The sequence below is a fragment of the Streptomyces hainanensis genome (assembly GCF_004348415.1).
Taxonomy (GTDB): Bacteria; Actinomycetota; Actinomycetes; order Streptomycetales; family Streptomycetaceae; genus Streptomyces; species Streptomyces hainanensis.
The window spans coordinates 1-21681 of the sequence record NZ_SMKI01000031.1; the positions used below are offsets into that span (position 1 = coordinate 1).

The following is a 21681-nucleotide window of genomic DNA, read 5'->3' on the forward strand; positions in this document are numbered from 1 at the left end:
CACCCCCTCCCTGCCCGAGCAGATGCTCGACGCGGGCGAGCGCCTCCGGCGGCTGGCGCTGTCCTCCTTCCTCACCCAGGCCGGCATCGCCCTCGCCGTGGTGACCCTGTCGGCCGCCTTCCTCGGCTGGTGGCTGGCCGGGCGGATCCTGCGGCCGGTCCGCGCCATCGCGGCCACCGCGCAGCGGCTTTCGGCCGACAACCTCTCCGAGCGGGTTCCGGTGGCCGCGCCCGCCGACGAGCTCGCCGCGCTGGCCACCACCGTCAACGGCATGCTGGACCGCATCCAACAGGGCCTGCACGGCCAACGCCTGTTCACCGCCAACGCCGCGCACGAACTGCGCACGCCGCTGGCCACGATCCGCACCGCCGTCGACGTCACGCTCGACGGCCGGCCGGAACCGGACGACCTGATCGCCATGGCCCACGACGTGCGGGACGCCGCGGTGCGCAGCCAGCACACCCTGGACGGGCTGCTCCTGCTGGCCCGCAGCCAGGCGGGCGCCGGCGGCCCCGACCGGCCGGCGGACCTCGCCGGGATCGCCGCCGACGCCCTGGACGCCGCCGGGCCCGACGTCACGGCCCGCGCCCTGGTGGTGGAGGCCGCCCTCGGCCCGGCGCCGGTCACCGGGCGGTCCGTGCTGCTGGAGCGGATGGCGGGAAACCTGATCGGCAACGCCGTCCGCCACAACCACCCCGGCGGCCGGGTCGAGGTCAGCACCGGCACGAGCCGGGACGGCCGGTCCCGGCTACGCGTCGTCAACACCGGTCAGGTCATCGACCCCGGCACGGCCGACCACCTGCTCGAACCCTTCGTCCGCGGCGAGGGCGCCCGCGTCCGCGGTGAGACCGGCTCAGGTCTCGGCCTGTCCATCGTGCGGGCGGTCGTCACCGCCCACCACGGGACGCTGCGCCTGACGCCGCTGCCCGACGGCGGCCTCGACGTCACCGTTGACCTGCCCGCGGGCGCGGCCGTCGGCTGAGCCCGGCGAGGCGCCGTTCGCCACAGGCGCCTTCCGGCAGACGACCAGCGTGTCGTACGCGCCCAACCGCTGGTGCGTCACGCCGGCGAAGCCGGCCGCGGTGGCGTGCGACCTCAGCTCCTCCAGGGGGTATCCGGAGCCGCCCCTGGTCAGCACCAGCATGGAGAGGCTGATCCGGAGGTTGTGGCGCTCCGCCTCGTCGAGCGCCCCGGTGAGCATCCGGTCGTAGACGAGCAGCACGCCGCCGGGGTTGACGCTCGCGTGGAGCGCGCGCAGCAGGAACGCCCGCCGCTCGGCCGGCCAGTTGACCAGGGTGTGCCCCATCACCACGACGTCGGACGCGGGCAGCGGGTCGGTGAAGAAGTTCCCGGCGTGGAAGGTCAGCCGGCCCCGCAGCCCGTGGGCGGCGGCCTGCTCGGCGGCCAGCGGCGCCATCATGGGCAGGTCGAAGACCTGGCCGGTGAGGTGGGGGTGGGCGGCCAGCAGCCGGGAGAGCAGGCCGCCGCGGCAGCCGCCCACGTCGAGCACCGACCGGTGCCGGCCCCAGTCGTCGTAGGCGGCGAGGAGCGGCCCGGCGAGCGGGTCGGTGATGAAGTCCATCTGGTCGGCGAACTGACGGACCACGTCGAGGCGGCTGACCGTGTCCGTGAACTCGTCGGTGCCGTGCGGGGCGCCGGTGCGCAGCGACTCGGTGAGGGCGAGCAGCGCCGGGAACATGCGCCGGCGCAGCACGTCCCCGGTGTAGTGGGCGCCGCCGCGGACCAGATAGCGGTCGGCCACCGGGGCGTTGCGGTAGCGGTCGCCGTGCCGCTCCAGCATGCCGCTGTGGACCAGGAGGTCGAGCCAGTCCGCCAGGCCGCGGCCGTGCAGACCGAGCGTGGCGCGGAGGGTGTCGGGGTGGGCCGGACCGGCGGCGAGGGTGCCGAAGAGGTCCAGCTCCAGGGCGGTGAGCAGGGCCTGGGCGTCGCAGAGGGAGTTGGTCAGGCCGATGAAGTCGGCGGGGACGCCGGCGGTATCGGTGGCGGAGGCGGCGCCTTCGGCGATCACGGACGAGCTCGTCACGGGGGACTCCTTGGCTGTCGGGTGGCGGGGCCGCTCCGACTATTAGGGATAATTACCGAGCCGGTGTCAATAACGCCTTATGAGCCGTAAAAAGGATGATTCTGTGACGAATCGAACCATCCGATGATGGGGTGAACGGTCGGTCGTCACGTCCTGAGGGATTGTCAGTGCCCTCCGCCATGCTGTTTCCCAAGATCGACGCGGCGGACGAGAGCGCGCGTCGGTCCTCACACTCATGGGCTACGGCGCGAGCGCGCCAGGCTGGAGATCGATGGTCGTGAACGAGGCGGACACGGAGCGAGCCGCGTGGGAGCGCGGCAGCACGGTGCGGGTGGTGGAGCCCGTCCGGCCACGGAAGTTGGCGAAGGTGCCCTTCGTCGAGCTGGCCGAGGGGCGGCTGCAGGGAGTGGTGTCGAGCGGTTCCGACCCGGCACGGGTCTACGTCGCCTCGATCGCCGCCCGCACCCACGGCTTCGGCTGCAGCACCAACAACAACCGACCGTGCGGCGGCCTCGGCGCGCGGCCGTGCAAGCACCTGCGGGCACTGGCCGACGAGGCCGTCCTCCAGTACGGCGTCGACCGCGTCGCCCGCTACCTGCACGCGGAGGTCGGTGCCGAGGGCGATCTGCTGGCCGGCCTGGCCGGAGGGCGGGAGGCCGCCCCGGCGGCCGCCGTGTTCAGCCGGTTCCTGCGCCACCTGGCCTATCTGGAGCTGCCCGACCAGCGGGCGCCGATACCCGAGCTGCACTGGTTCCCGGCCCCGGAGGCGGTGCGCTGATGCTGGGAGTTCAGCTGACCGAGCTGCGGGCGGCCGAGCCCGCCGGCGCCGCGGCCGCCCTCGACCTGGCGGCCGGCCTGGACGACGCCCTCGGCGACGGCCTCGCCCGGCTCGGCGCCGAGCGCCTCGCCGCGCTCACCGACCTGGCCGGCGCCTTCGCCGCCACCCCGCTCGGGCCCGCGCTCGCCGAGGCCGTCGAGAAGATCGCCGCCGGCTCCGTCACCGACGAGCACCTGGCCACCCTGGCCGGCGCCCGCACCGCGCTGTTCGGCGCGGTGCACGACGCCGGGCTCGCCGCGCTGGACACGGCGCTCGGCCGCGCCAGGGCGGAGTGGGCAGGGCCGGCGACCGCCGAGCCGGCCGCCGCGGGGCCGCTGGCCGGCTGCCGCTCCTGGCTGCGCGAGCTGGCCATCGCGGGCTGGCGCGGCGTGGGCCGCGACCTGGTCTCCGCCGTCGACCAGACCGTCGAGGCCCTGCTGGCCGACCCGGCGCACCGCCGGCTCGCCGTGCTGGTCGACGGCCTCGCCGCCGAGCTGCGCGCCGCCTCCCCGGTCGCCGCGCTGGAGTCGCTGCCCGCCAGGCGCTGGGCCGACCTCTGGTCGCGCGCCCTGCTGCTCGCCCAGGGCGGCGGCCCGCCCGCCGACGCCGAGCCGGTCTCCGGGCGGCTGCTGATCCTCGGCGCCGACGCGCACGAGCACGGCACCGCCGTCCAGGTCCAGGTGCACGCCGTCCTGGAGCCCGCCGGCGGCGCCCCGCCCCGCCTGGTCCGCACCGCGGTCGGCGCCGGCAAGGTCGACACCATCACCGGGCCCGCCGTCTGGCGGCTGCTCCAGCACCACCCGAAGCTGCTCACCGCGCTGGCCGAGCGCCGCGCCCTGGAGATCACCGAGCTGCCGCTGCTGCCCGGCGGCGACCTGCTCTGGGACGAGGAACGGGCCACGGCCGCCGAGCCCGTCGACCCCTTCGCCACCGCCCGGGTCCTGCTGCCCCGAGCCGTCGCCGCGCCCGTCCCCCCACTCGACCGGCACCCGGTGCTGATCGCCGAGCCCGTGCTGATCGAGGGCTACCGGTCGGACGGCACCACGCTCGAACTCGACGGCGCCACCCTGGAGATCGACCCCCGCCGGCTGCCGGCCTGCGGGCCGCTCACCCCCCAGCTGGTCCGGTCCTCCACGGCCTGCGTCGGGCTGCTCAGGCGGGAAGGCGACCGCTGGCTGCTCCAGCCGCTCGCGCTCCAGGCGACGGTCAAGCGCAAGCCGGTCGAGGCGCACAGCGGCGACTGGGCCCTGGGCGTCACCGACCCGAAGATCGCGAAGGCGGAGGCGCGCGCCGGCGACCCGGTCACCGTGCTGCGCGAACGAGCGGGACGGCTGCTGCGGAAATGACCGGAACCGACGGCACGCGGCCGTACCAGAACCGTCGCCAGGTGCTCTACTGGCGCCTCCTCTCCCGCCTCTTCGACCACGACGAACAACCGGCGCTCGAATCCGCGAGCGTCGCCGTCGTCCAGGACCTGGGGCTGCCCCCCGGCCTGCTCGACCCCGCCGTCTCGGTGGACAACCTGGTGCAGCGCTTCCCCGAACTGGCCGGCGAGTTCAAGAACCTGACGTCCCCCACCGACGACGGCGACCAGGACCCGGCCGGGGAGGACCCCCGCGCACAGGCGCGCCGGGCCGCCCTGCTCTCCAAGCTGCTGCTCAACGTGTTCGCCACCGGCACCGGCGACGTCACGGCCGAGCGGCTGGCCGACTGGCAGCGCGACGCCGGCTGGTGCCGGCGCGGCATGGGCCAGGAGGCCGGCGGCGAACTCTCCGGCACCCTGGCGAACCTGGAGGCCGACCTCGTCTCCCGGATGCGGCTGCGCGAGGTGCTGGCCGACTCCACCCTGGCCGGACGGCTGACCCCCAGCATGTCGCTGATCGAGCAGCTGCTGCGCGACAAGGCCAACCTCTCCGGCGTCGCACTGGCCAACGCCAAGGCCCTGATCCGCTCCTTCGTCGACCAGGTCGCCGAGGTGCTGCGCACCCAGGTCCGGCAGACCAGCGCGGGCGTGGTCGACCGGTCCGTGCCGCCCAAGCGGGTCTTCCGCAACCTGGACATCGACCGCACCATCTGGAAGAACCTCACCAACTGGAGCCCGGAGGACCAGCGGCTCTACGTGGACCGGCTGTTCTACCGGCACACCGCCAAGCGCACCACACCGGCCCGGATGATCGTGGTGGTCGACCAGTCGGGGTCGATGGTCGACTCGATGGTCAACTGCACCATCCTGGCCTCGATCTTCGCCGGGCTGCCCAAGGTGGACGTCCACCTCGTCGCGTACGACACCCGCGCCATCGACCTCACGCCCTGGGTCCACGACCCGTTCGAGACACTGCTGCGCACCACGCTGGGCGGCGGCACCGACGGCACGGCCGCCATGGCCAGGGTCCGGCCGAAGATCGCCGAGCCGCGCGACACCGTGCTGGTCTGGATCTCCGACTTCTACGACAACCGGTCCCTGATGACCGACTTCGAGTCCCTGCACCGCTCCGGCGTCAAGGTCATCCCGGTCGGCTCGGTGAACAGCTCGGGGAACGCCAGCGTCGACCCCTGGTTCCGCCAGCGCCTCAAGGCCCTCGGCACCCCGGTGATCTCGGGGCACATCCGCAAGCTCGTGTTCGAGCTCAAGAACTTCCTCGCCTGACAACCACCCCTGGAGAGACGACTCATGACCGACACCCCACTGCTGCGCGCGCCCGCCGAGGTCAAGTACGCCGAGGAACTCGACTGGCTGGAGTCCGTCGACGACGGCCCCAAGCCCTTCTCCTGGCGGCTCAGCCCCAGGATGGTCCGGCTGTTCGTGCTCGGTTCCGAGCGCGCCGACGGCCTCGACCGGGAGATCCCGCAGAAGTGGTTCGGCGACCGCGGCCTCGTCGAGCGCGCCATCGTGACCCTCGCCTCGGACCGCGGGCTGCTGCTCATCGGCGACCCGGGCACCGGCAAGAGCTGGCTGGCCGAGCTGCTCTCCGCGGCCATCAGCCGCAACTCGACGCTGGTCGTGCAGGGCACCGCCGGCACCACCGAGGACCACATCAAGTACTCGTGGAACGTCTCGATGGTGATCGCCAAGGGCCAGTCCCGGGAGTCGCTGATCCCCTCGCCGATCATGACCGCCATGGAGCGCGGCGTGATCGGCCGCTTCGAGGAGCTGACCAGGTCCACCAGCGACGTCCAGGACGCGCTGATCTCCATCCTCTCCGAGAAGTACGTGTCCATCCCCGAACTCGACGGCGACAGCGGCGACAACGTCGTCTTCGCCAAGCCCGGCTTCTCCGTCATCGCCACCGCCAACAGCCGGGACCGCGGCGTCAACGACCTGTCGTCCGCGCTGAAGCGCCGGTTCAACTTCGTCCGCATCCCGGTGATCACCAACAAGCGCAGCGAGGCCGAGATCGTCAGGTTCCGCACCAGCGAACTGCTGCGCAGGCACCGGATAGAGCTGGAGGTGCCGCCCTCGCTCCTCGACATCCTGCTGCAGAGCTTCGCCGACCTCCGCGCCGCGGCCGCCTCGGCCACCAGCGACGACCAGCGGCTGGAGTCGTCGCTCTCCACCGCCGAGGGCATCGGCGTGCTGGAGGACGCCATCCTGCACAGCCAGTTCTTCGGCGACCGCACGCTCGGCGCCCGCACCCTCGCCGGGTCGCTGGTCGGCTCGCTGGCCAGGCGCGCCCCCGAGGACCTCGCCATCCTCAACAAGTTCTGGCACGGCGTCGTGGAGTCGCGGGCCAAGAAGGACGAGGGCGGCCCCTGGCAGGAGTTCCTGGAGGGCGGCCGCGACACGATCGCGAGCCTGTCATGAGTATCGACCTGTCGACACCCGAGACCGAAGGCGCGGCGTCGCCGACCGGGCCGTTCGCCGCGCTCCGCGAGCAACTGCTCACCGCCGCCGACGAGTTCGCGGGCGACACCGCCGCGGTGCCCGAGATCCTGGCCGGCATCGTCGACGACGTCGACCGCGCGCTGCGCGAGCGGCTGGAGATCTTCCCGGTCTGCCACCACTCGCCGGCCTCGGCGCTCGCCATGGCCAGGCGGCTGCGCGAGAAGCGGCCGACCGTCGTCTACCTCGAGCTGTGCGAGGACCTGCGCCCACTCGTCGACGAGCTGCGCAACTGCCGGCTCCCCGTGGCGCTCCAGGCGTTCGCCTCGGAGCTCGACGGCTTCCCGTCCGGCTGGTCCCCGCTCAGCGTGGTCGCCCCCGTCACCGAGGCGTCCGCCGAGTACCAGGCCATCGCCTACGCCCTGGAGACCCCGGGGGTGGAGCTGGTCCTGGTCGACCGTTCCACCGACCACGTCTTCCAGTGGCTGCGCGAGGACCGGGCGAGCGGAGCGCGCACGGCGGAGGGCGGGAGCGGGAGGAGCGGGCCCGACGGGGCGGTGTCGCCCGAGCCGCCGGAGGAGGCGGCGCTGCACGGCGACGCGGTCGGCATCGAGATCGGCGACCTGCGGCCCCGCTTCGCGGAGCTGGAGGCGCACCTGCTGCACCACGGCAAGGTGCGGCACTGGTCCGAGTGGTGGGACCAGTACGTGGAGCGGCCGCTGGCCGGCGCCGACTACGACACCTACCGCCAGGTCATGGTGCTGATCGGGAGCCTGTTCCGGCGGCTCCGCCCGGAGCGGCCCGAGCACGACGCCCGCGACGAGGACCGCGAGCGCTACATGTGGACCCGGATCCGCGAGCACCTGGCCGCCTCGGGCGCCGACCCGGCGGGCTGTGTCTACGTCTGCGGCGCCTTCCACGCCGCCAGCCGCGTCGAGGAGTTCGGGCTGGCCGCCGAGGCCCCGCCGTACGAGATCAGCCCGCGCACCGCCACCTCCTGGAGGTACGGGCTCATCCCGTCGAGCCACTCCGCCATCGAGGCGCAGTTCGGCCTGGCCCAGGGCGCGGTGTCCATCGCGGCCACGGCCTGGGACCGGGCGCTGGGCACGCACCGGGTCACGCCGTTCCGGCTCCGCGGCCAGAAGTCCGGCGGCGCGAGGTCGGGGGGCACGAGGTCCGGCGGGCGGTCGGCGCGCGGGCGCGCCGCCGGGCCGGCCGGCCCGGCGCCGGCCGCCGACCGGCTCTCCGGCTTCCTCGGCACCCCGCCCCCGCCGGACGGCCTGGACGAGGAGGAACTGCTCGGCTGGTGCGTGGACATCGTCCGGCTGTCCCGCCGCAACGGCTATCTCGCCAGCACCGCCGACGCCATCGCCGTCTACGAGACCTCGATCCTGCTCGCCGGCATGCGCGGCCGCGACCGGCCCACCCCGTACGACTTCGAGGACGCCGCGGTCACCTGCGTCGAGAAGGACGCCGTGCCCGGCCGGCGGGACGTCCGCCGGCTCTGCGAGATCCTGCTCGGCGGCGACCGCGTCGGCTCCGTGGGATACGCGGCGCTGCCACCACTGGCGAAGGACGTGCTCGACCGGCTGGCGCCGCTCGGGGTGAGCCTCACCACCCGCACCAGGCAGCGGGCGCTGCTCGACCTGGAGGCCGCTCCCGAACTGCGGCCCTGCTCGGACCTGCTGTGGGTCCTGCGCCGCCTGCTCGGAGACGTCGCCCGCCCCGTGATGGGCGCGCGCCGGCTCGGCGAGCGCTCCATCCAGGAGAGCTGGGACCTGGACATCGGCCGCAACCAGCGGGCCATCGTCGAGCTCGGCTACGAGGGGGTGTCCATCGAGCAGGTCCTGGAGCAGCGGCTGCGCCGGGACGCGTGGGCGCGGAACGCCACCGCGGCGGCCGTGCTCGAGGGCGTCGAGGAGGCCATCCTCTACCTGGGCGGCGGGCGGCTCGCCGACGAACTCGGGGCGCGCGCCGTGGAGTTGCTGGCCGCCGAGCGCACCGTGGACCACGCGCCCCGGGTGCTGCGCCAGGTCCGGCGGCTGTTGGCCCACTACCACGCCACCGAGCCCGAACTGCCGCGCTGGTGCGAGGCGTTCGTGACCGCCGGCTACGCCCACTACTGCACCCTGCTGCCCACCGCGTTCGCCGACGAGGACACCGGGGTCCGCCAGGTGGGCGCCATGTTCGGGTTCCTCTTCGGTATGGAGAGCCTGGCGCTGTCACTCGGCTGCGACCACACCCAGCTCGAACTCGCCGTCCGCCAGGCACACCCCGAGGCGCCCGAGAAGGTCGCGCTGCTCTGGGCGGCCAAGTCACGGCTCGGGCTGCTGACCCTGGACGAGCTGCGGGAGCGCGCCGCCGAGCTGCTGGCCAACCCGCTGGTGATCCCGGCCTTCCCGCGCTATCTGAGCGGCTTCGTACAGGCGTTGGAGTCGGTGCCCACGCTGGCGCCGTTCGTGGTCGAGGTGTTGTCCAGGGCGTTCGCCGACCTGCCGGACCGGGTGCTGCTGCCCTGGCTGCCCAAGCTGATCACCACGCTGCGCGCGGACGGCGGCGGGCTGCTGCCGACGCTGGTCCGCGAGGCGGGCCGTACCTTCCCCGCCACGCTGCCTGCCCTGGACGGCTGGGTGCCGCCGTGGTCGGAGGAGCGGGCCGCGGCGGCGCCCGTCGGTTCGGGGCGGGCTGACTCGGGGCCGGCCGGTCCGGTGGCGGAGCTGCTGGCCGCCGCGCCCGCCACCTGCGACGCGGTGGCCGCCCTCCTGGGCCACGACGCCGGCTGGCGGCCGGTGGAGCCGGCGGCCGGAGAGGTCGGCGCCCTGCTGGCCAGGCACCCGGAGAGCGCCGAGGCCGTGGCCCGGCTGTTGACCGCCGGTCGGTCCGGGAGCTGAGCCGGGCCGCCGGCGACCCCGCCTTGTCCATCGGTTACGTAGTTACGTATATTCGTCATCATGGATCTCGAAGCACGGGTCGCCGAGCTCGAGCGCCGTCTCGCGGCGCTCGAGCGGGCCGGCGACCGGGGGGTGGTGGCGCCGGCCGCCGCGGGCGACTTCTGGGCGCTCGAAGGGCTCAGGGCGCGGCTGGCCGAGGCGGGCGCCGAAGCCGGGGGCGTGCTGTTCACCGGCTCCGTCCGGCTGCCGTCCGGCGAGCTGTTCCACTGGCAGGACGGGCTGACGGCCGACGAGCTGTTCGACCGCGACTGGTCGGACGCCGCGGAGTCCTTCGCCGCGCTCGGCCACGCCGTGCGGCTGCGGCTGCTGCGCGAGATCCTCGGCGGCCGGCGCACCGCCGCCGAGCTCGCGGCGCTCGACGACCTGGGCACCACCGGCCAGATCTACCACCACCTGCGGCAGTTGACCGCCGCCGGCTGGCTGCACGCCGCGGCCAGGGGCCGCTACGAGGTACCGCCCGGGCGGGTGGTCCCGCTGCTGGTCGCCCTCACCGCCGCCCAACCCTGACCGGCCCGCCCCTCCGCTCGCGTCCGCGCGCCGTGGAAGCGCGGCGCGTCCACGCGCCACCGACCTCCGGAGACCTTCATGCTCTTGTGGCTCTCGATACTCCGCCGCTCCCTGATGGCGGCCTTCTTCGTCCAACTGATCGCCAGCATCTGGTGGGACTTCACCATGCTCTGGGGCTGGCTGCTGATCGGCGGCGCCATCCTGACCGGGATCGTCGCCGAACTGGTCAACCGCCCGGTGACCGCGGCGCACGACGGGGCCTCGTCGGGCGCGGACGCCGGCCCGGCGCCCCGCGAGGTCGCGCCGCCGGTCGTCGGCGACTGGACCGCCCTCAACAGCCCCGCCGACAAGGTGCCGAGCCACGGCACCAACGCCTACGGCCAGTCCCACGCCATCGACATCGCGGCCGCCCCCGAGGACCGTCCGGGCCCCGCCTTCGGCTGGTGGCCACCGACCCGCGGCAACCGCGACTTCCCCGCCTTCGAGCAGCCGCTGTTCGCCGTCGCCGACGCCACCGTGGTGCACGCCACCGACCGGCACCGGGACCACCTCAGCCGCAACTCGTACCCGGCCCTGCTCTACCTGTTCGTCGAGGGGTTGTTCCGCGACATGGCGGGAGCGGGCCGGGTCGTCGGCAACCACCTCGTCCTGGACCTCGGCGACGGCGTCTACGCCATGTACGCGCACCTGCGCCGCGGTTCGCTCGCCGTGCGGCCCGGCGACCGGGTCGTCGCCGGCCAACAGCTCGCCCGCTGCGGCAACTCCGGCAACTCCACTGAGCCCCACCTGCACTTCCAGCTGATGGACGGCCCGAACCTGGTCACCGCGCGTGGTCTGCCGTTCACCTGGCGTGGGGTCGGGGTGCCGGCCAACGGCGAGCGGTTCTCCGTGGTGGCCTCAACAGCCTGAGATGCCCGCACCGTTGGCTTGAACCGGGCGGGTGGGTGGCTAGGCTGCCCCCCCAGGGGAGACCAACCGTTCGGCAAGGGAACACCGTATGGAATCGCGCATACCGTCCGATCTGGCGTCGCTGGCCGTGGAGCCGCTGATGACCCGGGACTTCGAGACCCGCCCCGCCCTGGTCTTCGAGCGGCTGCGCAACCGGTACGGCGCGGTGGCACCCGTGGACCTGCTCGGCTATCCCGTCTGGCTGGTCGTCGGATACCACGAGGTCCTCGACGTGCTGCGCGACGAGCGGCAGTGGAAGAAGGCCCCCTCGTACTGGCGGGATTTCACCGAGGGGCGGGTGCCCGAGGAGTGGCCCATGCTGGCCGCCTACCGGACCGACACCCTGGTCCTCCAGGACGACGAGGTCAGGAAGGCGACCAGGGCCGCCGTGGAGGACGCCCTGCGGCCCTTCCAGGACCCGGGCGAGCCCCAGGCCGTCGAGCTCAGGGCCGCCGTGAGCCGGCACGTCGACGAGCTGATCACCGCCTTCACGGACGGCGGCGGCAGCGGATTCGTCGACCTGAGCGCCCAGTTCGCGCGCCCGCTGCCGCTGATGGTGATCAACCGGCTGTTCGGTTTCCCCGTCGAGCAGGGCGACGACGTCGTCATGGACGCCTGGCGGCTCGCCGACTCGGGCCCGGACGCGGCCGAGGCGATCGTCCGGCTGCACGCCGCGACCACCGAACTCGCCACCTACCGGCGGGCGAACCCGGGCGACGACCTCACCACCCGGCTGATCGCCGCCGCGCCCGAGATGTCGGACGAGCAGGTCGGCTACGAGCTCTTCGCCATCCTGGTGCTGGCCGACCTGGCGACCAGCTCCATCACCAACAGCGTGATCGAGGTGCTCGGCGGCAACGACCTGGCCTACGACAGCCTGAAGGCCGGCGCCTTCCACGAGCTGGTCAACCGCGTGCACATGGCCAACCCGTCCTGGACCAACCTCTCCCTGCGCTTCCCGGTCTCCGACGTGGACCTGGGCGACTTCCGGCTGACCGCCGGCGACGCCGTCATGGCCTCGATCGCCGCCGCGCACGGCGACCCGGTGTTCGTCAGCGCGCTGGACGACGACGCGCTCACCAGCTCCCGCGCCCACCTCGCCTGGGGCGCGGGGCCGCACCAGTGCCCCTTCCAGGAGTTGGCCGAGATGGTGGCCACCACCGCCGTCAGCCGGCTGTTCGAGCGCTGCGAGCTCGAACTCGTGCTGCCCGTCGACCAGATCCCGTGGCGCGCCTCCTCCTACTTCCGCGGTGTGAAGACGCTCCCGGTGCGCTTCCGGCAACTCGCCGGCACCGCGCCGCTGCCGGCCGCCGCGGCGTCCGAGACCCCCGACCCGGTCGCCCCGGGCGACGCGGCCCCGGCCGCCGCGCCGCGGCGCCCGCGGTCCGGGCTCTGGCGCTTCCTGGCCGGCCTGCGTCAGGGCCCGCAGTAACGCCGGTAACGCCGGCAACGCCGAGCCGGCGGCCCCTGCCCGCCGCGGCCCGGCCGCGACGGGCAGGGCGTCAGGGTGGCGCGGTCGAGCCGCGCACCAACAGCCGGGTGGCGAGCTGGACATGGTGCGAGTCCGGCTTCTCGCCGCGGGCGAGCAACAGGGTGGTGCGGACGGCGACCCGGCCCATGTCGCGCAGCGGCTGGTGGACGGTGGTCAGCGGCGGGTCGGTCCACAGCGTGCCGTAGGTGTCGTCGAAGCCGACCACGCTCAGCTCGCCCGGCACGCGCAGGCCACGGGCGCGCGCGGCGGCCAGCACGCCCATGGCGATGCTGTCGCTGCCGGCGAAGACGGCCGTCGGCGGGTCGGCCAGGTCGAGCAGCGTGTCCGCCATCCGCCGGCCGGCGTCGGGCTGGAACGAGTCGAGCAGCGCCAGCTCGGGGGCCGGCGGGACGCCGGCCGACTCCAGCGCCTCCCGGTAGCCGTGCAGCCGCTCGCGCGCCGGCACCGAGCGGGCGGGGCCGCCGGCGTAGCCGATCCGCCGGTGGCCGAGTGAGAGCAGGTGCTCGGTGGCCTGCACGCCGCCCGCCCAGTTGGTGGCGCCCACGCTGACCAGGTTCTCGTCCAGCGGGTTGAGCGGATCCACCACCACCAGGCCGAGCCCCAGCCGGCGGCAGGCGGCGATCTCCTCCGCGGTCAGCTCGGAGGTGACCAGGATCAGGCCGGCCCTGCCCCGGGCGCTCAGCTGCTCGAGCCAGGCGGGCCCGACCGGCGTGGTGCGGGCGCCGCCGTTCGGGCGCAGCACGCTCGTGACGACCTCGGCGCCCAACTCCTCGGCCCCGGCGAGGACTCCGTCGAGCACATGGACGGCGTACGGGTTGACCAGGGTGTCGAAGACGACCTGCACGCTGCCGGCCGGCGCGGGGTCGCGCGGCCCGACGGTGGGGGAGTAGCCGACCCGGCGCATGGCCTCCCGCACCCGCTCCCGGGTCTCGCCGGAAACCCCGGGGCGCCCGTTGAGCACCTTGGACACCGTGGCCTTGGACACCCCGGCGGCGGTCGCCACCGCGTCGAGGGTCGCCCGGGTGCCGTTCGTTCGCGCCATCGCCTCCGCCTCGCCAACGTCTCGGAACGCCACCCTACATGAGGGGCCACGAAATAGTTTCGAGGATTCTTGGCTGTATTGACGCCCGAATGCCGGCGGCCTACCGTGCTCTGTGTTTAGTGAACAAGTGGAAACTTTTTCCACCACTGACGGACCGGTGTTGCACCGGTGACGAAGGAGCGCACATGCCCGAGACCGCGCCCTGGCGTGACCCCTCGCTCCCCCCTGACGACCGCGTCGAGGCGCTGCTGGCCGCCATGACCATCGAGGAGAAACTGGCCCAACTGGGCTCCCACTGGCCGCGCGCGGCGACCGAGGCCCGTGCCGAGAACGGTGACGTGGCCCCCCTGCAGAGCGCCTTCGAGGCCGGCCACCGCCCGTTCGAGGAGGCCGCGGCGCACGGCCTGGGCCACCTCACCCGGGTCTTCGGCAGCGCGCCCGTCGAACCCGCGGAGGGCGCCCGGCGGTTGACCGACTACCAGCGGCGGCTGGCGGAGGACACCCGGCTGGGCGTGCCGGCCATCGCCCACGAGGAGTGCCTCACCGGCTTCACCACCCTGGGCGCCACCGTCTACCCGGCCGCCATCGCCTGGGGCGCCACCTTCGACCCCGGACTGGTGGGCCGGATGGCCGGCGCCATCGGCCGCGACATGCGCGCGGTCGGCGTCCACCAGGGCCTCTCCCCGCTGCTCGACGTCGTCCGCGACTACCGCTGGGGGCGCGTCGAGGAGACCATCGGCGAGGACCCCCACCTCGTCGGCACCCTGGGCACCGCCTACGTGCGCGGGCTCCAGGAGCAGGGCGTCATCGCCACCCTCAAGCACTTCGCCGGCTACTCCGCCTCCCGCGCCGGCCGCAACCACGCCCCCGTGCCCATCGGGCCACGGGAGTTCGCCGACGTGATCCTGCCGCCGTTCGAGATGGCGGTCAGGGAGGGCGGCGCCGGCTCGGTGATGAACTCCTACTCCGACCTCGACGGGCTGCCGGCCGCCGCCCACCACGGACTGCTCACCGGCCTGCTGCGCGACGCGTGGGGCTTCACCGGCACGGTCGTCTCCGACTACTGGGCGATCAGCTTCCTCGACCTGATGCACCGCGTCACCGCCACCCGCGCCGAGTCCGGCGCGCTGGCCCTGCGCGCCGGCATCGACGTCGAACTGCCCGCCGCCGACGCCTACGCCCAACTCGCCGGCCTGGCGCCCCGGGAGCTGATCGACCGCTCGGTTCGGCGGGTGCTGCGGCAGAAGATCGCCCTCGGACTGCTCGACCCCGACTGGAGCGCCGCGCCGGCCGGCGCCGAGGAGGGCGAACCCGTCGACCTCGACCCGCCGACCAACCGGGCCCTGGCCCGCGAACTCGCCGAGAAGTCCGTGATCCTGCTCGACAACCACGGCACCCTGCCGCTGCCCGCCACCACCCACCGGATCGCGCTCGTCGGTCCCTGCGCCGACGACCCGCGCACCTTCCTCGGCTGCTACTCCTTCCCCAACCACGTCCTCTCCCGCTACGAGGAACGCGGCACCGGCCTGCCCATCGACTCGCTGCGCACCGCGCTCCAGGCCGAACTCCCGGCCGCCACCGTCGAGTACGCCCGGGGCGTGGCCGTCCTCGACCCCGACCGCTCCGGCATCCCGGCGGCCGTCGAGGCGGCCGCGCGCGCCGACGTCTGCGTCGCCGCCGTCGGCGACCTGGCCAGCATGTTCGGCCGCGGCACCTCGGGCGAGGGCTGTGACGCCATGGACCTGCGGCTCCCCGGCGCCCAGGCCGACCTCGTCGAGGCGCTGCTCGCCACCGGCACCCCGCTGGTGCTGGTCGTCGTCTCCGGCCGCCCCTACGCGCTGGGCGACGTCGCCGACCGCTGCGCCGCCGTCGTCCAGGCGTTCCTGCCCGGCGCGGAGGGCGGCGCCGCCATCGCCGGCGTGCTCGCCGGCCGGACCAACCCCAGCGGCCACCTCCCGGTCGGCGTCCCGCGCCACCCGGGCGGCCAGCCGGGCACCTATCTCGCCCCGCCGCTCGGCCGGTTCAGCCAGGGCGTCTCCAACGTCGACCCCTCGCCCCGCTACCCCTTCGGGCACGGCGGCTCCTACACCGAGTTCCGCTACGAGGACCTCGCGCTGAGCGCCCGGGCCATCCCGGCCGACGGCGAGCTGACCGTCGAGGCGACGGTGCGGAACACCGGCCACCGGGACGGCGACGACGTGGCGCAGCTCTACCTCTCCGACCACACCGCGCAGGTGACCAGGCCGGTCCGGGAGCTGGTGGGCTACGCCAGGGTCTCGCTCGCCGCCGGCGCGGCCGCCCGGATCCGCTTCCGGCTGCACGCCGACCGCACCTCGTTCACCGGGGTGGACCAGCGCCGGATCGTGGAACCCGGAACCTTCACGGTCGCCGTCGGCCACTCCAGCGAGGATCTCCCGCTGACCGCCGACTTCGCCGTGACGGGCGCCGTCCGCGCGGTGACCGGGGCCCGGGTGCTGACCACCCCGGTGGAGGTGGTCGCCGTCGACTGAGGCGGCCCCCCGGTGGGGGCCCCGGACCGGTCCCATTTGACGCGCCCTCCGAGTTAGGTGACCCTAACCTCTAGAGAGCGAGGAGTGCACGTGACCGAACGGCAGACCCCCAGGACCCCCACTACCCACCGCGCGCTGGTGTTGCGCCGGGAGCGCCTCACCCCCCACATGATCAGGGTGGTGTTCGGCGGCGACGGGCTGCGTGAGTTCGCCACGGGCCCGTACACCGACAGCTACGTGAAGCTGCTCTTCCCGGCGCCCGGCGTGGCCTACCCGCAACCGTTCGACCTGGCCGCCGTCCGCCGCGACCTGCCACGCGACCAGTGGCCCCGGACGCGGACCTACACCGTGCGCCGCTGGGACCCGGCCGCCCTGGAACTGACGGTCGACTTCGTCACCCACGGCGACGAGGGCCTGGCCGGCCCCTGGGCCTCCGCGGCCCGCCCGGGCGACGAGCTGCACCTGGCCGGGCCCGGCGGCGCCTACGCCCCGGACCCGACGGCCGACTGGCACCTGCTGATCGGCGACGAGAGCGCCGTGCCGGCCATCGCCACCGCCCTCGCCGCACTGCCGGCCGGCGCCGTGGCCCGGGTCTTCCTCGAGGTCGGCGGCCCCGAGGAGGAGCAGAAGCTGGAGTCGCCGGGATCCGTCGAGATCACCTGGCTCGACCGGGTGCCGGGCGAGCCCGGCGCCGTCCTGGTGCCGGCCGTCACCGGCGCCGCGTTCCCACCCGGCCGGGTGCACGCCTTCCTGCACGGCGAGGCCCACTTCGTCCGGGAGCTCCGCCGCCACCTGCGGCACGACCGCGGCCTCACCCGCGACCAGCTGTCGGTCTCCGGCTACTGGCGGCGCGGCAAGGACGAGGACGGCTGGCAGGCCAGCAAGCCCGACTGGAACCGCCGCATCGAGGAGGAGCAGGAGGGGGCCGGGTCCTAGCCGGCCGGCCGGGCCGGCAGGCGGTAGACGCGGGCCGCCACGTCGCCGAAGACGTCCGCGCGCTCGGCCGGCCCGAGCGCCGCCGTCAGCTCCTCGGCCGCGCCCACCACCTCGGCGTAGGAGGCGGCCAGCAGACACACCGGCCAGTCGGAGCCGAACATCAGCCGCCCGGCGCCGAACGCGGTCAGCGCCGTCTCGGCGTACGGCCGCAGCGCCGCCACGGTCCAGGCGGCGTGGTCCGCCTCGGTGACGAGACCGGACAGCTTGGCGTACACGTTGGGCTCCGCGGCCAGCTCCCCGAGCAGCCCCGCCCACGGCTGCCGGGACCCGGCGGCGATCGGCGGCTTCGCCAGATGGTCGAGGACGAAGGTGAGCCCCGGCAGCGCCCGCACCGTGTCCAGGGCCGCCGGCAGCTGGTGGGGCAGCACCAGCAGGTCGTACGCCAGCCCGGCGGCCGCCACGGCGGCCAGGCCGCGCCGCACGTCGGGGCGGCACAGCCAGCGGTCGTCCGGCTCGCCCTGCACCAGGTGCCGCACCCCCACCAGGAGCTCGCCGCCGGGACCGTCCCGCAGCGCGGCCAGCCGCTCGGCCACCGCGTCGCCGAGCGTGAGGTCGACCCAGCCCACCACCCCGGCCACCAGCTCGTCGTCGGCGGCCAGCGCCAGGAACTCCGCCGTCTCCGCCGTCTCCGGCAGCACCTGTACGAGGACGGTGCGGGCCACCCCGGCGTCCGCGGCGGGGCCCGCCAGGTCCGCGAGCCCGAAGGAGCGGCGGATCGCCGCGGTTTCGGGGCCGGCGAGCCAGTCGTGCGGGCGCCGCGCGAGGTCCCAGACGTGGTGGTGCGCGTCGATCCTGCCCATCCTCAGCTCTCCCGTGATGTCGAAGTGATGACCGGTCGAGGCCCGGGGACGCCGGCGCGCCACGCCTCGGGCGACGCGTCGAGCCGGGCGTCGATCTCGGCCGGCCCCGGCAACCCGGCCTGGTCGCCCACCGAGCCGAGCACCGCGCCGGCCACCAGATGGCCGAGCCGCAGCCGCCGCCCGTGGTCGAGGCCGCGCAGCAGTCCGCTCAGCCAGCCCGCCGCGAACGCGTCCCCGGCGCCGACCGGTTCCACCACCTCGACCCGCGGCGCCGGCTCCCTGACCACCCGGTCGCCGTCGAAACAGACCGCCTCCTCGGCCCCGTCCTTGACGACCAGGCAGGCCGGACCGCCGATCAGCCCCCGCACCTCCTCGGCCGTCGCGACGCCCCACAGCCCGGCGGCCTCGTCCAGGCCCACGAACACCACGTCCGAGGCCCTGGCCAGCGCGAGCAGTTCGGCCGCCGGGTCCCGTCCCGCCGCCGGATCCCACAGCGGCGCCCGGTGGTTGACGTCGAAGCTCACCAGCGCGCCGGGCACCGGCCGGTCCCGCACCAGGTGCTCGACCAGTTCGCGGCAGCCGGGGGAGAGCGCCGGGGTGATCCCGCTCAGATGCAGGATCCGGGGCCGCGCGGCGGCCAGTTCGCCCGCCAGCCCGACGTCCATCGCGGAGGCCGCCGAACCCCGGCGGTAGTAGTGCACGCTGGTGCCCTTCGGGCCCGGGGCCTTGAAGTAGACGCCGGTCGGCCGCCGCCCGTCCCGCGCCACCAGCGTGGTGTCGACGCCGGCCGCCGCCACCTCGCCGAGCACCAGGTCGCCCAGCGGGTCGGCGCCCAACCGCCCGCACCACGCCGCCCGGTGGCCGAGCGCCGCCAGCAGCATCGCCACGTTGGACTCGGCGCCGCCGGCCCGCAGCAGTTGGGGCGACGACCGGTCCAGCCGGCCGCCGAGGTCCGGCGTCACCTGGGCCATCGTCTCGCCGAGGCACAGCGCCTCGGGTCCCCCCGGTCCCTCGGACGGTGCCGCCGGCACTGGCGGCGCGAACGGTGCGTTCATGGTGCGGATGCTACTGCCGTGCCCGGCGCCCGCGCCCCGTGGGCCGGCGCCCGCCCAGGTCACGGGCGCGCCCCCGGCGTTACCCGAAGGAGCGAAACCCGAAGGAGCGAATTCGCCCACCGGCCCGCCCACCGGCCCGCCGCCCGGCGCCGTGGTGCCGGGGGCCGTGGCCGGTTTGTTCCCCGGGTGGCCCGATACCGCACTTTGCCGCCCATTGGCATAGGAACGTCCGGACCAGGTAGCCATACTGGAGGAGTGAGTGGGGGCGCTACACAGCCGGCGACGACGGGGGCGAGGCGGGCGATGGCGGAACGCGCGTTGATCCACGGCCGCTACCAACTGCTCGAGCTGATCGGGCGGGGTGGCATGGGGGAGGTCTGGCGAGCCAGGGACGAGGCGCTCGACCGGCGGGTGGCCGTCAAGTGCCTCAAGCCACTGGGCGGCCGACAGGACGAGGAGCCGTTCCTGCGCGTGCTGCGGGAGCGCTTCCGGCGCGAGGCGCGGGTGGCCGCCTCGCTCCAGCACCGCGGCGTCACCGTCGTGCACGACTTCGGCGAGTCCGACGGCGTCCTCTACCTGGTGATGGAGCTGCTGGAGGGCCGGAACCTCAGCGAGCTGCTCACCGAGCGCGGCGGGCCGCTGTCGGTGCCGGAGATCGCCGACGTCGCCGACCAGGTCGCCGCCGCCCTCGCCTACACCCACGGCCAGGGCATCATCCACCGCGACCTGAAGCCGGCCAACGTCATGCGGCTCACCGACGGCACCGTGAAGATCTGCGACTTCGGCATCGCCCGGATCGCCCAGGACATCGGCCTCACCTCCAAGCTCACCAGCGCCGGCATGGCCATGGGCACCCCGCACTACATGTCGCCCGAGCAGATCGCCGGCGTCGGCGTCGACCACCGCAGCGACCTCTACTCGCTCGGCTGCGTGCTGTACGAGATCGCCACCGGCGCGCCGCCGTTCGACCTCGGCGACCCCTGGGCCATCCTGATCGGCCACCGCGACACCCCGCCCGCCCCGCCGAGCGCCGCGCGTCCCGAACTGCCGGCGGAGCTGGACCGGTTCATCCTCGCGCTGCTCGCCAAGGACCCGGCCGACCGGCCGGAGGACGCGGCCCTCATCGCCCGCCGGCTGCTCGCCGACGTCCGCACCGCCGAGGGCGCGGAGCTGGTGCCGGCCCCGGCCCGCAGGACCGCCGAGCGGCTGCCCGCGTGGACCCGCGGCATGGGCCCCGGGTCCCGGGCCAGCGGCTCCTGGTCACTGCGGCTGCCGCCGCAGGACCGTTCGGCCGGCCTCACCGGCCAGTGGACGGGGCTCGCCTCCACCGCCCTGCTCCGGCAGAGCGGGGAGCGGCGCGCCCCGGCGCCCGAGTACCTGGCGGTGCTGGCCAGCCGACACCGGGCCGGGCTCAGCCTGGGCCGGCTCGGCCGCTGGGAGGACGCCCACGACGTGCACCTGGCGGTGGCCGCGGAGCGGGCCAGGGCGCTGGGCGAGGAGCACCCGGACACCCTCGCCAGCAGGTACGAGACGGCGTACGCGCTGTTCCGGCTCGGCCGGTACGACGAGGCGTTCGCCGGCCACGCGGGCGTCGCCGCCGCCCGCGCCCGGGTGTTGGGGCCCGAGCACCCCGACACCCTGGACGCCCGGTTCGAGGTCGGCGTCCTCCTCGGGCGGCTCGGCCGGTCGGGCGAGGCGGTGGCGCACTTCCACGAGCTGGCCGAGGCCAGGGCGCGCACCCAGGGCGCCGCCCACCCCGAGACGTTGCGCGCCCGGCACGCCCTGGGCATCAGCTTCGGCCGCCTCGACCGGTGGGAGGAAGCCCTGTCCGAGGCCCGCGTCGTCCGCGACCTGCGCGCCGACACCCTGGGTCCCGACCACCCCGACACCCTGGTCAGCGGCCGGGAGATCGCGGTCGCGCTCGGCTGGCTCGGCCGCTGGGACGAGGCGCTGGCCGAGCACCGCGGGGTGCGCCGCGCGCGGGAGCGGGCACTCGGCCCCGGCCACCCCGACGCGCTCGCCAGCCGCAACGACGAGGCCCACTGCCTCGAACAGCTGGGCAGGGCGGGCGAGGCCGTCGAGCTGTACCGGCAGGTGGCCACCCCACCGGAAAGCGGGGCGGCCGGGCGCTGAGGCGGCCCCACGTACCATGGCGGCATGTCCTTCCTCCGCCGCCGCAGCGCCGCCTCGCCCGCAGGGCCCGACTTCGACGTGCTCGCCATGGACCCGGGCGACTGGCCGGGCGTGCTGGGTGCCGGTCTGCTGCCCGCGCCCGACGGCAGCTGCCAGGGCGTCGTGCTGCGCTACGACCTGTTCGGCGGTCGCGGTCCGGCGATGGTGATCGGCAACCTGCCGGAGGGCTCCCCGGCCCGGGACATCGAGGAGGACGAAGTCCCCTTCGAGGTGCACCAGTTGCTGGCCGCGTTGGAGATCGAGGACGAGGTCACGGCCACCGGCAGCGAGGACGTCCCGGTGATGCACGACGGCAACCTGCTGATCGTGCGGCGCATCACCTGCACCGAAGGCCGGGTCTCCTGCGTCCAGTTCGACCGCGACGACGGTGTGCTCGTCACGATCGCCAGCTGGGAGCGCCCCATCACCGACGACCTCTACGCCCTGCTGAAGCCGCTCCCCGCCGAGATGTTCCAGCGCTGAGCCACCGCGCCCGGGCACCGGTGGCGTCGCCCGGGCACGTGCCC

16 protein-coding genes and 1 pseudogene are annotated in these 21681 nt (G+C 74.7%); 13 read left to right on the forward strand and 4 right to left on the reverse strand.

All coding sequences use genetic code 11. From position 1 onward, the window contains the following. Positions 1-22 precede the first annotated feature (22 nt). Positions 23-904, forward strand: a pseudogene (locus E1283_RS04815) (sensor histidine kinase); the annotation flags it as partial. Here the strand turns inward: E1283_RS04815 and E1283_RS38545 are convergent. Continuing rightward, positions 854-2044 (reverse strand): acetylserotonin O-methyltransferase, encoded by a 1191-nt coding sequence (locus tag E1283_RS38545; protein ID WP_243744597.1) that lies wholly within the window; start codon positions 2042-2044, stop codon positions 854-856. The pseudogene E1283_RS04815 and the gene E1283_RS38545 sit on opposite strands and share 51 nt — an antisense overlap. Positions 2045-2315: 271 nt before the next feature. Between E1283_RS38545 and E1283_RS04825 the strand changes: the two genes are divergently transcribed. From E1283_RS04825 to E1283_RS04860, 8 genes are all read left to right on the forward strand, one after another. Further along, positions 2316-2822 carry a hypothetical protein gene (locus tag E1283_RS04825; RefSeq protein ID WP_132816606.1) on the forward strand — a complete coding sequence of 169 codons (507 nt, stop codon included), beginning with the start codon at positions 2316-2318 and terminating at the stop codon, positions 2820-2822. Beyond that, positions 2822-4207: a hypothetical protein gene (locus E1283_RS04830; protein ID WP_132816607.1), complete on the forward strand. Its 1386-nt coding sequence runs from the start codon at positions 2822-2824 to the stop codon at positions 4205-4207. The genes E1283_RS04825 and E1283_RS04830 overlap by 1 nt, the downstream gene beginning before the upstream one ends. Further along, positions 4204-5508, forward strand: a complete 1305-nt coding sequence (locus tag E1283_RS04835; protein WP_132816608.1) for a VWA domain-containing protein — start codon at positions 4204-4206, stop codon at positions 5506-5508. Before E1283_RS04830 ends, E1283_RS04835 begins: the two co-directional genes overlap by 4 nt. 24 nt (positions 5509-5532) lie before the next feature. Further along, a complete protein-coding gene (locus E1283_RS04840) occupies positions 5533-6663 on the forward strand; it encodes an ATP-binding protein (RefSeq protein WP_132816609.1) in 1131 nt (376 codons plus the stop codon). After that, a complete protein-coding gene (locus tag E1283_RS04845) occupies positions 6660-9572 on the forward strand; it encodes a hypothetical protein (protein WP_132816610.1) in 2913 nt (970 codons plus the stop codon). The genes E1283_RS04840 and E1283_RS04845 overlap by 4 nt, the downstream gene beginning before the upstream one ends. Positions 9573-9632: 60 nt before the next feature. Then, a complete protein-coding gene (locus tag E1283_RS04850) occupies positions 9633-10139 on the forward strand; it encodes an ArsR/SmtB family transcription factor (protein ID WP_132816611.1) in 507 nt (168 codons plus the stop codon). 78 nt (positions 10140-10217) lie between these two features. Further along, a complete protein-coding gene (locus E1283_RS04855) occupies positions 10218-11048 on the forward strand; it encodes a M23 family metallopeptidase (RefSeq protein WP_243744598.1) in 831 nt (276 codons plus the stop codon). 88 nt (positions 11049-11136) lie between these two features. Next, positions 11137-12519 carry a cytochrome P450 family protein gene (locus E1283_RS04860; protein WP_132816612.1) on the forward strand — a complete coding sequence of 461 codons (1383 nt, stop codon included), beginning with the start codon at positions 11137-11139 and terminating at the stop codon, positions 12517-12519. 70 nt (positions 12520-12589) lie between these two features. Here the strand turns inward: E1283_RS04860 and E1283_RS04865 are convergent, their stop codons facing one another. After that, positions 12590-13621: a LacI family DNA-binding transcriptional regulator gene (locus tag E1283_RS04865; protein ID WP_132816613.1), complete on the reverse strand. Its 1032-nt coding sequence runs from the start codon at positions 13619-13621 to the stop codon at positions 12590-12592. A gap of 185 nt (positions 13622-13806) precedes the next feature. Here E1283_RS04865 and E1283_RS04870 point away from each other — a divergent pair, with 185 nt between their 5' ends. Together E1283_RS04870 and E1283_RS04875 are read left to right on the forward strand one after the other, a co-directional pair. Next, on the forward strand, positions 13807-16131 hold the full coding sequence (locus E1283_RS04870; RefSeq protein WP_132816614.1) for a beta-glucosidase: 2325 nt from the start codon (positions 13807-13809) through the stop codon (positions 16129-16131). A 90-nt stretch (positions 16132-16221) separates the two neighbouring features. Next, positions 16222-17067 carry a siderophore-interacting protein gene (locus E1283_RS04875; protein ID WP_132816615.1) on the forward strand — a complete coding sequence of 282 codons (846 nt, stop codon included), beginning with the start codon at positions 16222-16224 and terminating at the stop codon, positions 17065-17067. Here the strand turns inward: E1283_RS04875 and E1283_RS04880 are convergent. Both E1283_RS04880 and E1283_RS04885 read right to left on the reverse strand, forming a co-directional pair. Next, positions 17064-17927 carry an amidohydrolase family protein gene (locus E1283_RS04880; RefSeq protein ID WP_132816616.1) on the reverse strand — a complete coding sequence of 288 codons (864 nt, stop codon included), beginning with the start codon at positions 17925-17927 and terminating at the stop codon, positions 17064-17066. The two genes, E1283_RS04875 and E1283_RS04880, sit on opposite strands and share 4 nt — an antisense overlap. A 2-nt stretch (positions 17928-17929) precedes the next feature. After that, the gene (locus tag E1283_RS04885; protein WP_132816617.1) at positions 17930-18982 is read right to left on the reverse strand and encodes a sugar kinase; all 1053 of its coding nucleotides are present in this window, start codon (positions 18980-18982) and stop codon (positions 17930-17932) included. Positions 18983-19285: 303 nt separating this feature from the next. On the opposite strand from E1283_RS04885, the gene E1283_RS04890 reads away from it, so the two are divergent. Together E1283_RS04890 and E1283_RS04895 are read left to right on the forward strand one after the other, a co-directional pair. After that, entirely contained in the window at positions 19286-21115 is a 1830-nt protein-coding gene (locus E1283_RS04890; RefSeq protein ID WP_132816618.1) for a serine/threonine-protein kinase, read from the forward strand. A 24-nt stretch (positions 21116-21139) separates the two neighbouring features. Further along, a complete protein-coding gene (locus tag E1283_RS04895) occupies positions 21140-21637 on the forward strand; it encodes a hypothetical protein (protein ID WP_132816619.1) in 498 nt (165 codons plus the stop codon). Positions 21638-21681: the final 44 nt, after the last annotated feature.

Coding starts and splice junctions, on each gene's coding strand:
- E1283_RS04865 (WP_132816613.1), bottom strand. CDS start 13,621: ATGGCGCGAACGAACGGCACCCGGGCGACCCTCGACGCGGTGGCGACC.
- E1283_RS04870 (WP_132816614.1), top strand. CDS start 13,807: ATGCCCGAGACCGCGCCCTGGCGTGACCCCTCGCTCCCCCCTGACGAC.
- E1283_RS04885 (WP_132816617.1), bottom strand. CDS start 18,982: ATGAACGCACCGTTCGCGCCGCCAGTGCCGGCGGCACCGTCCGAGGGA.
- E1283_RS04895 (WP_132816619.1), top strand. CDS start 21,140: ATGTCCTTCCTCCGCCGCCGCAGCGCCGCCTCGCCCGCAGGGCCCGAC.
- E1283_RS04845 (WP_132816610.1), top strand. CDS start 6,660: ATGAGTATCGACCTGTCGACACCCGAGACCGAAGGCGCGGCGTCGCCG.
- E1283_RS04860 (WP_132816612.1), top strand. CDS start 11,137: ATGGAATCGCGCATACCGTCCGATCTGGCGTCGCTGGCCGTGGAGCCG.
- E1283_RS04890 (WP_132816618.1), top strand. CDS start 19,286: ATGGCGGAACGCGCGTTGATCCACGGCCGCTACCAACTGCTCGAGCTG.
- E1283_RS04825 (WP_132816606.1), top strand. CDS start 2,316: ATGGTCGTGAACGAGGCGGACACGGAGCGAGCCGCGTGGGAGCGCGGC.
- E1283_RS04840 (WP_132816609.1), top strand. CDS start 5,533: ATGACCGACACCCCACTGCTGCGCGCGCCCGCCGAGGTCAAGTACGCC.
- E1283_RS04880 (WP_132816616.1), bottom strand. CDS start 17,927: ATGGGCAGGATCGACGCGCACCACCACGTCTGGGACCTCGCGCGGCGC.
- E1283_RS04855 (WP_243744598.1), top strand. CDS start 10,218: ATGCTCTTGTGGCTCTCGATACTCCGCCGCTCCCTGATGGCGGCCTTC.
- E1283_RS04830 (WP_132816607.1), top strand. CDS start 2,822: ATGCTGGGAGTTCAGCTGACCGAGCTGCGGGCGGCCGAGCCCGCCGGC.
- E1283_RS04850 (WP_132816611.1), top strand. CDS start 9,633: ATGGATCTCGAAGCACGGGTCGCCGAGCTCGAGCGCCGTCTCGCGGCG.
- E1283_RS04835 (WP_132816608.1), top strand. CDS start 4,204: ATGACCGGAACCGACGGCACGCGGCCGTACCAGAACCGTCGCCAGGTG.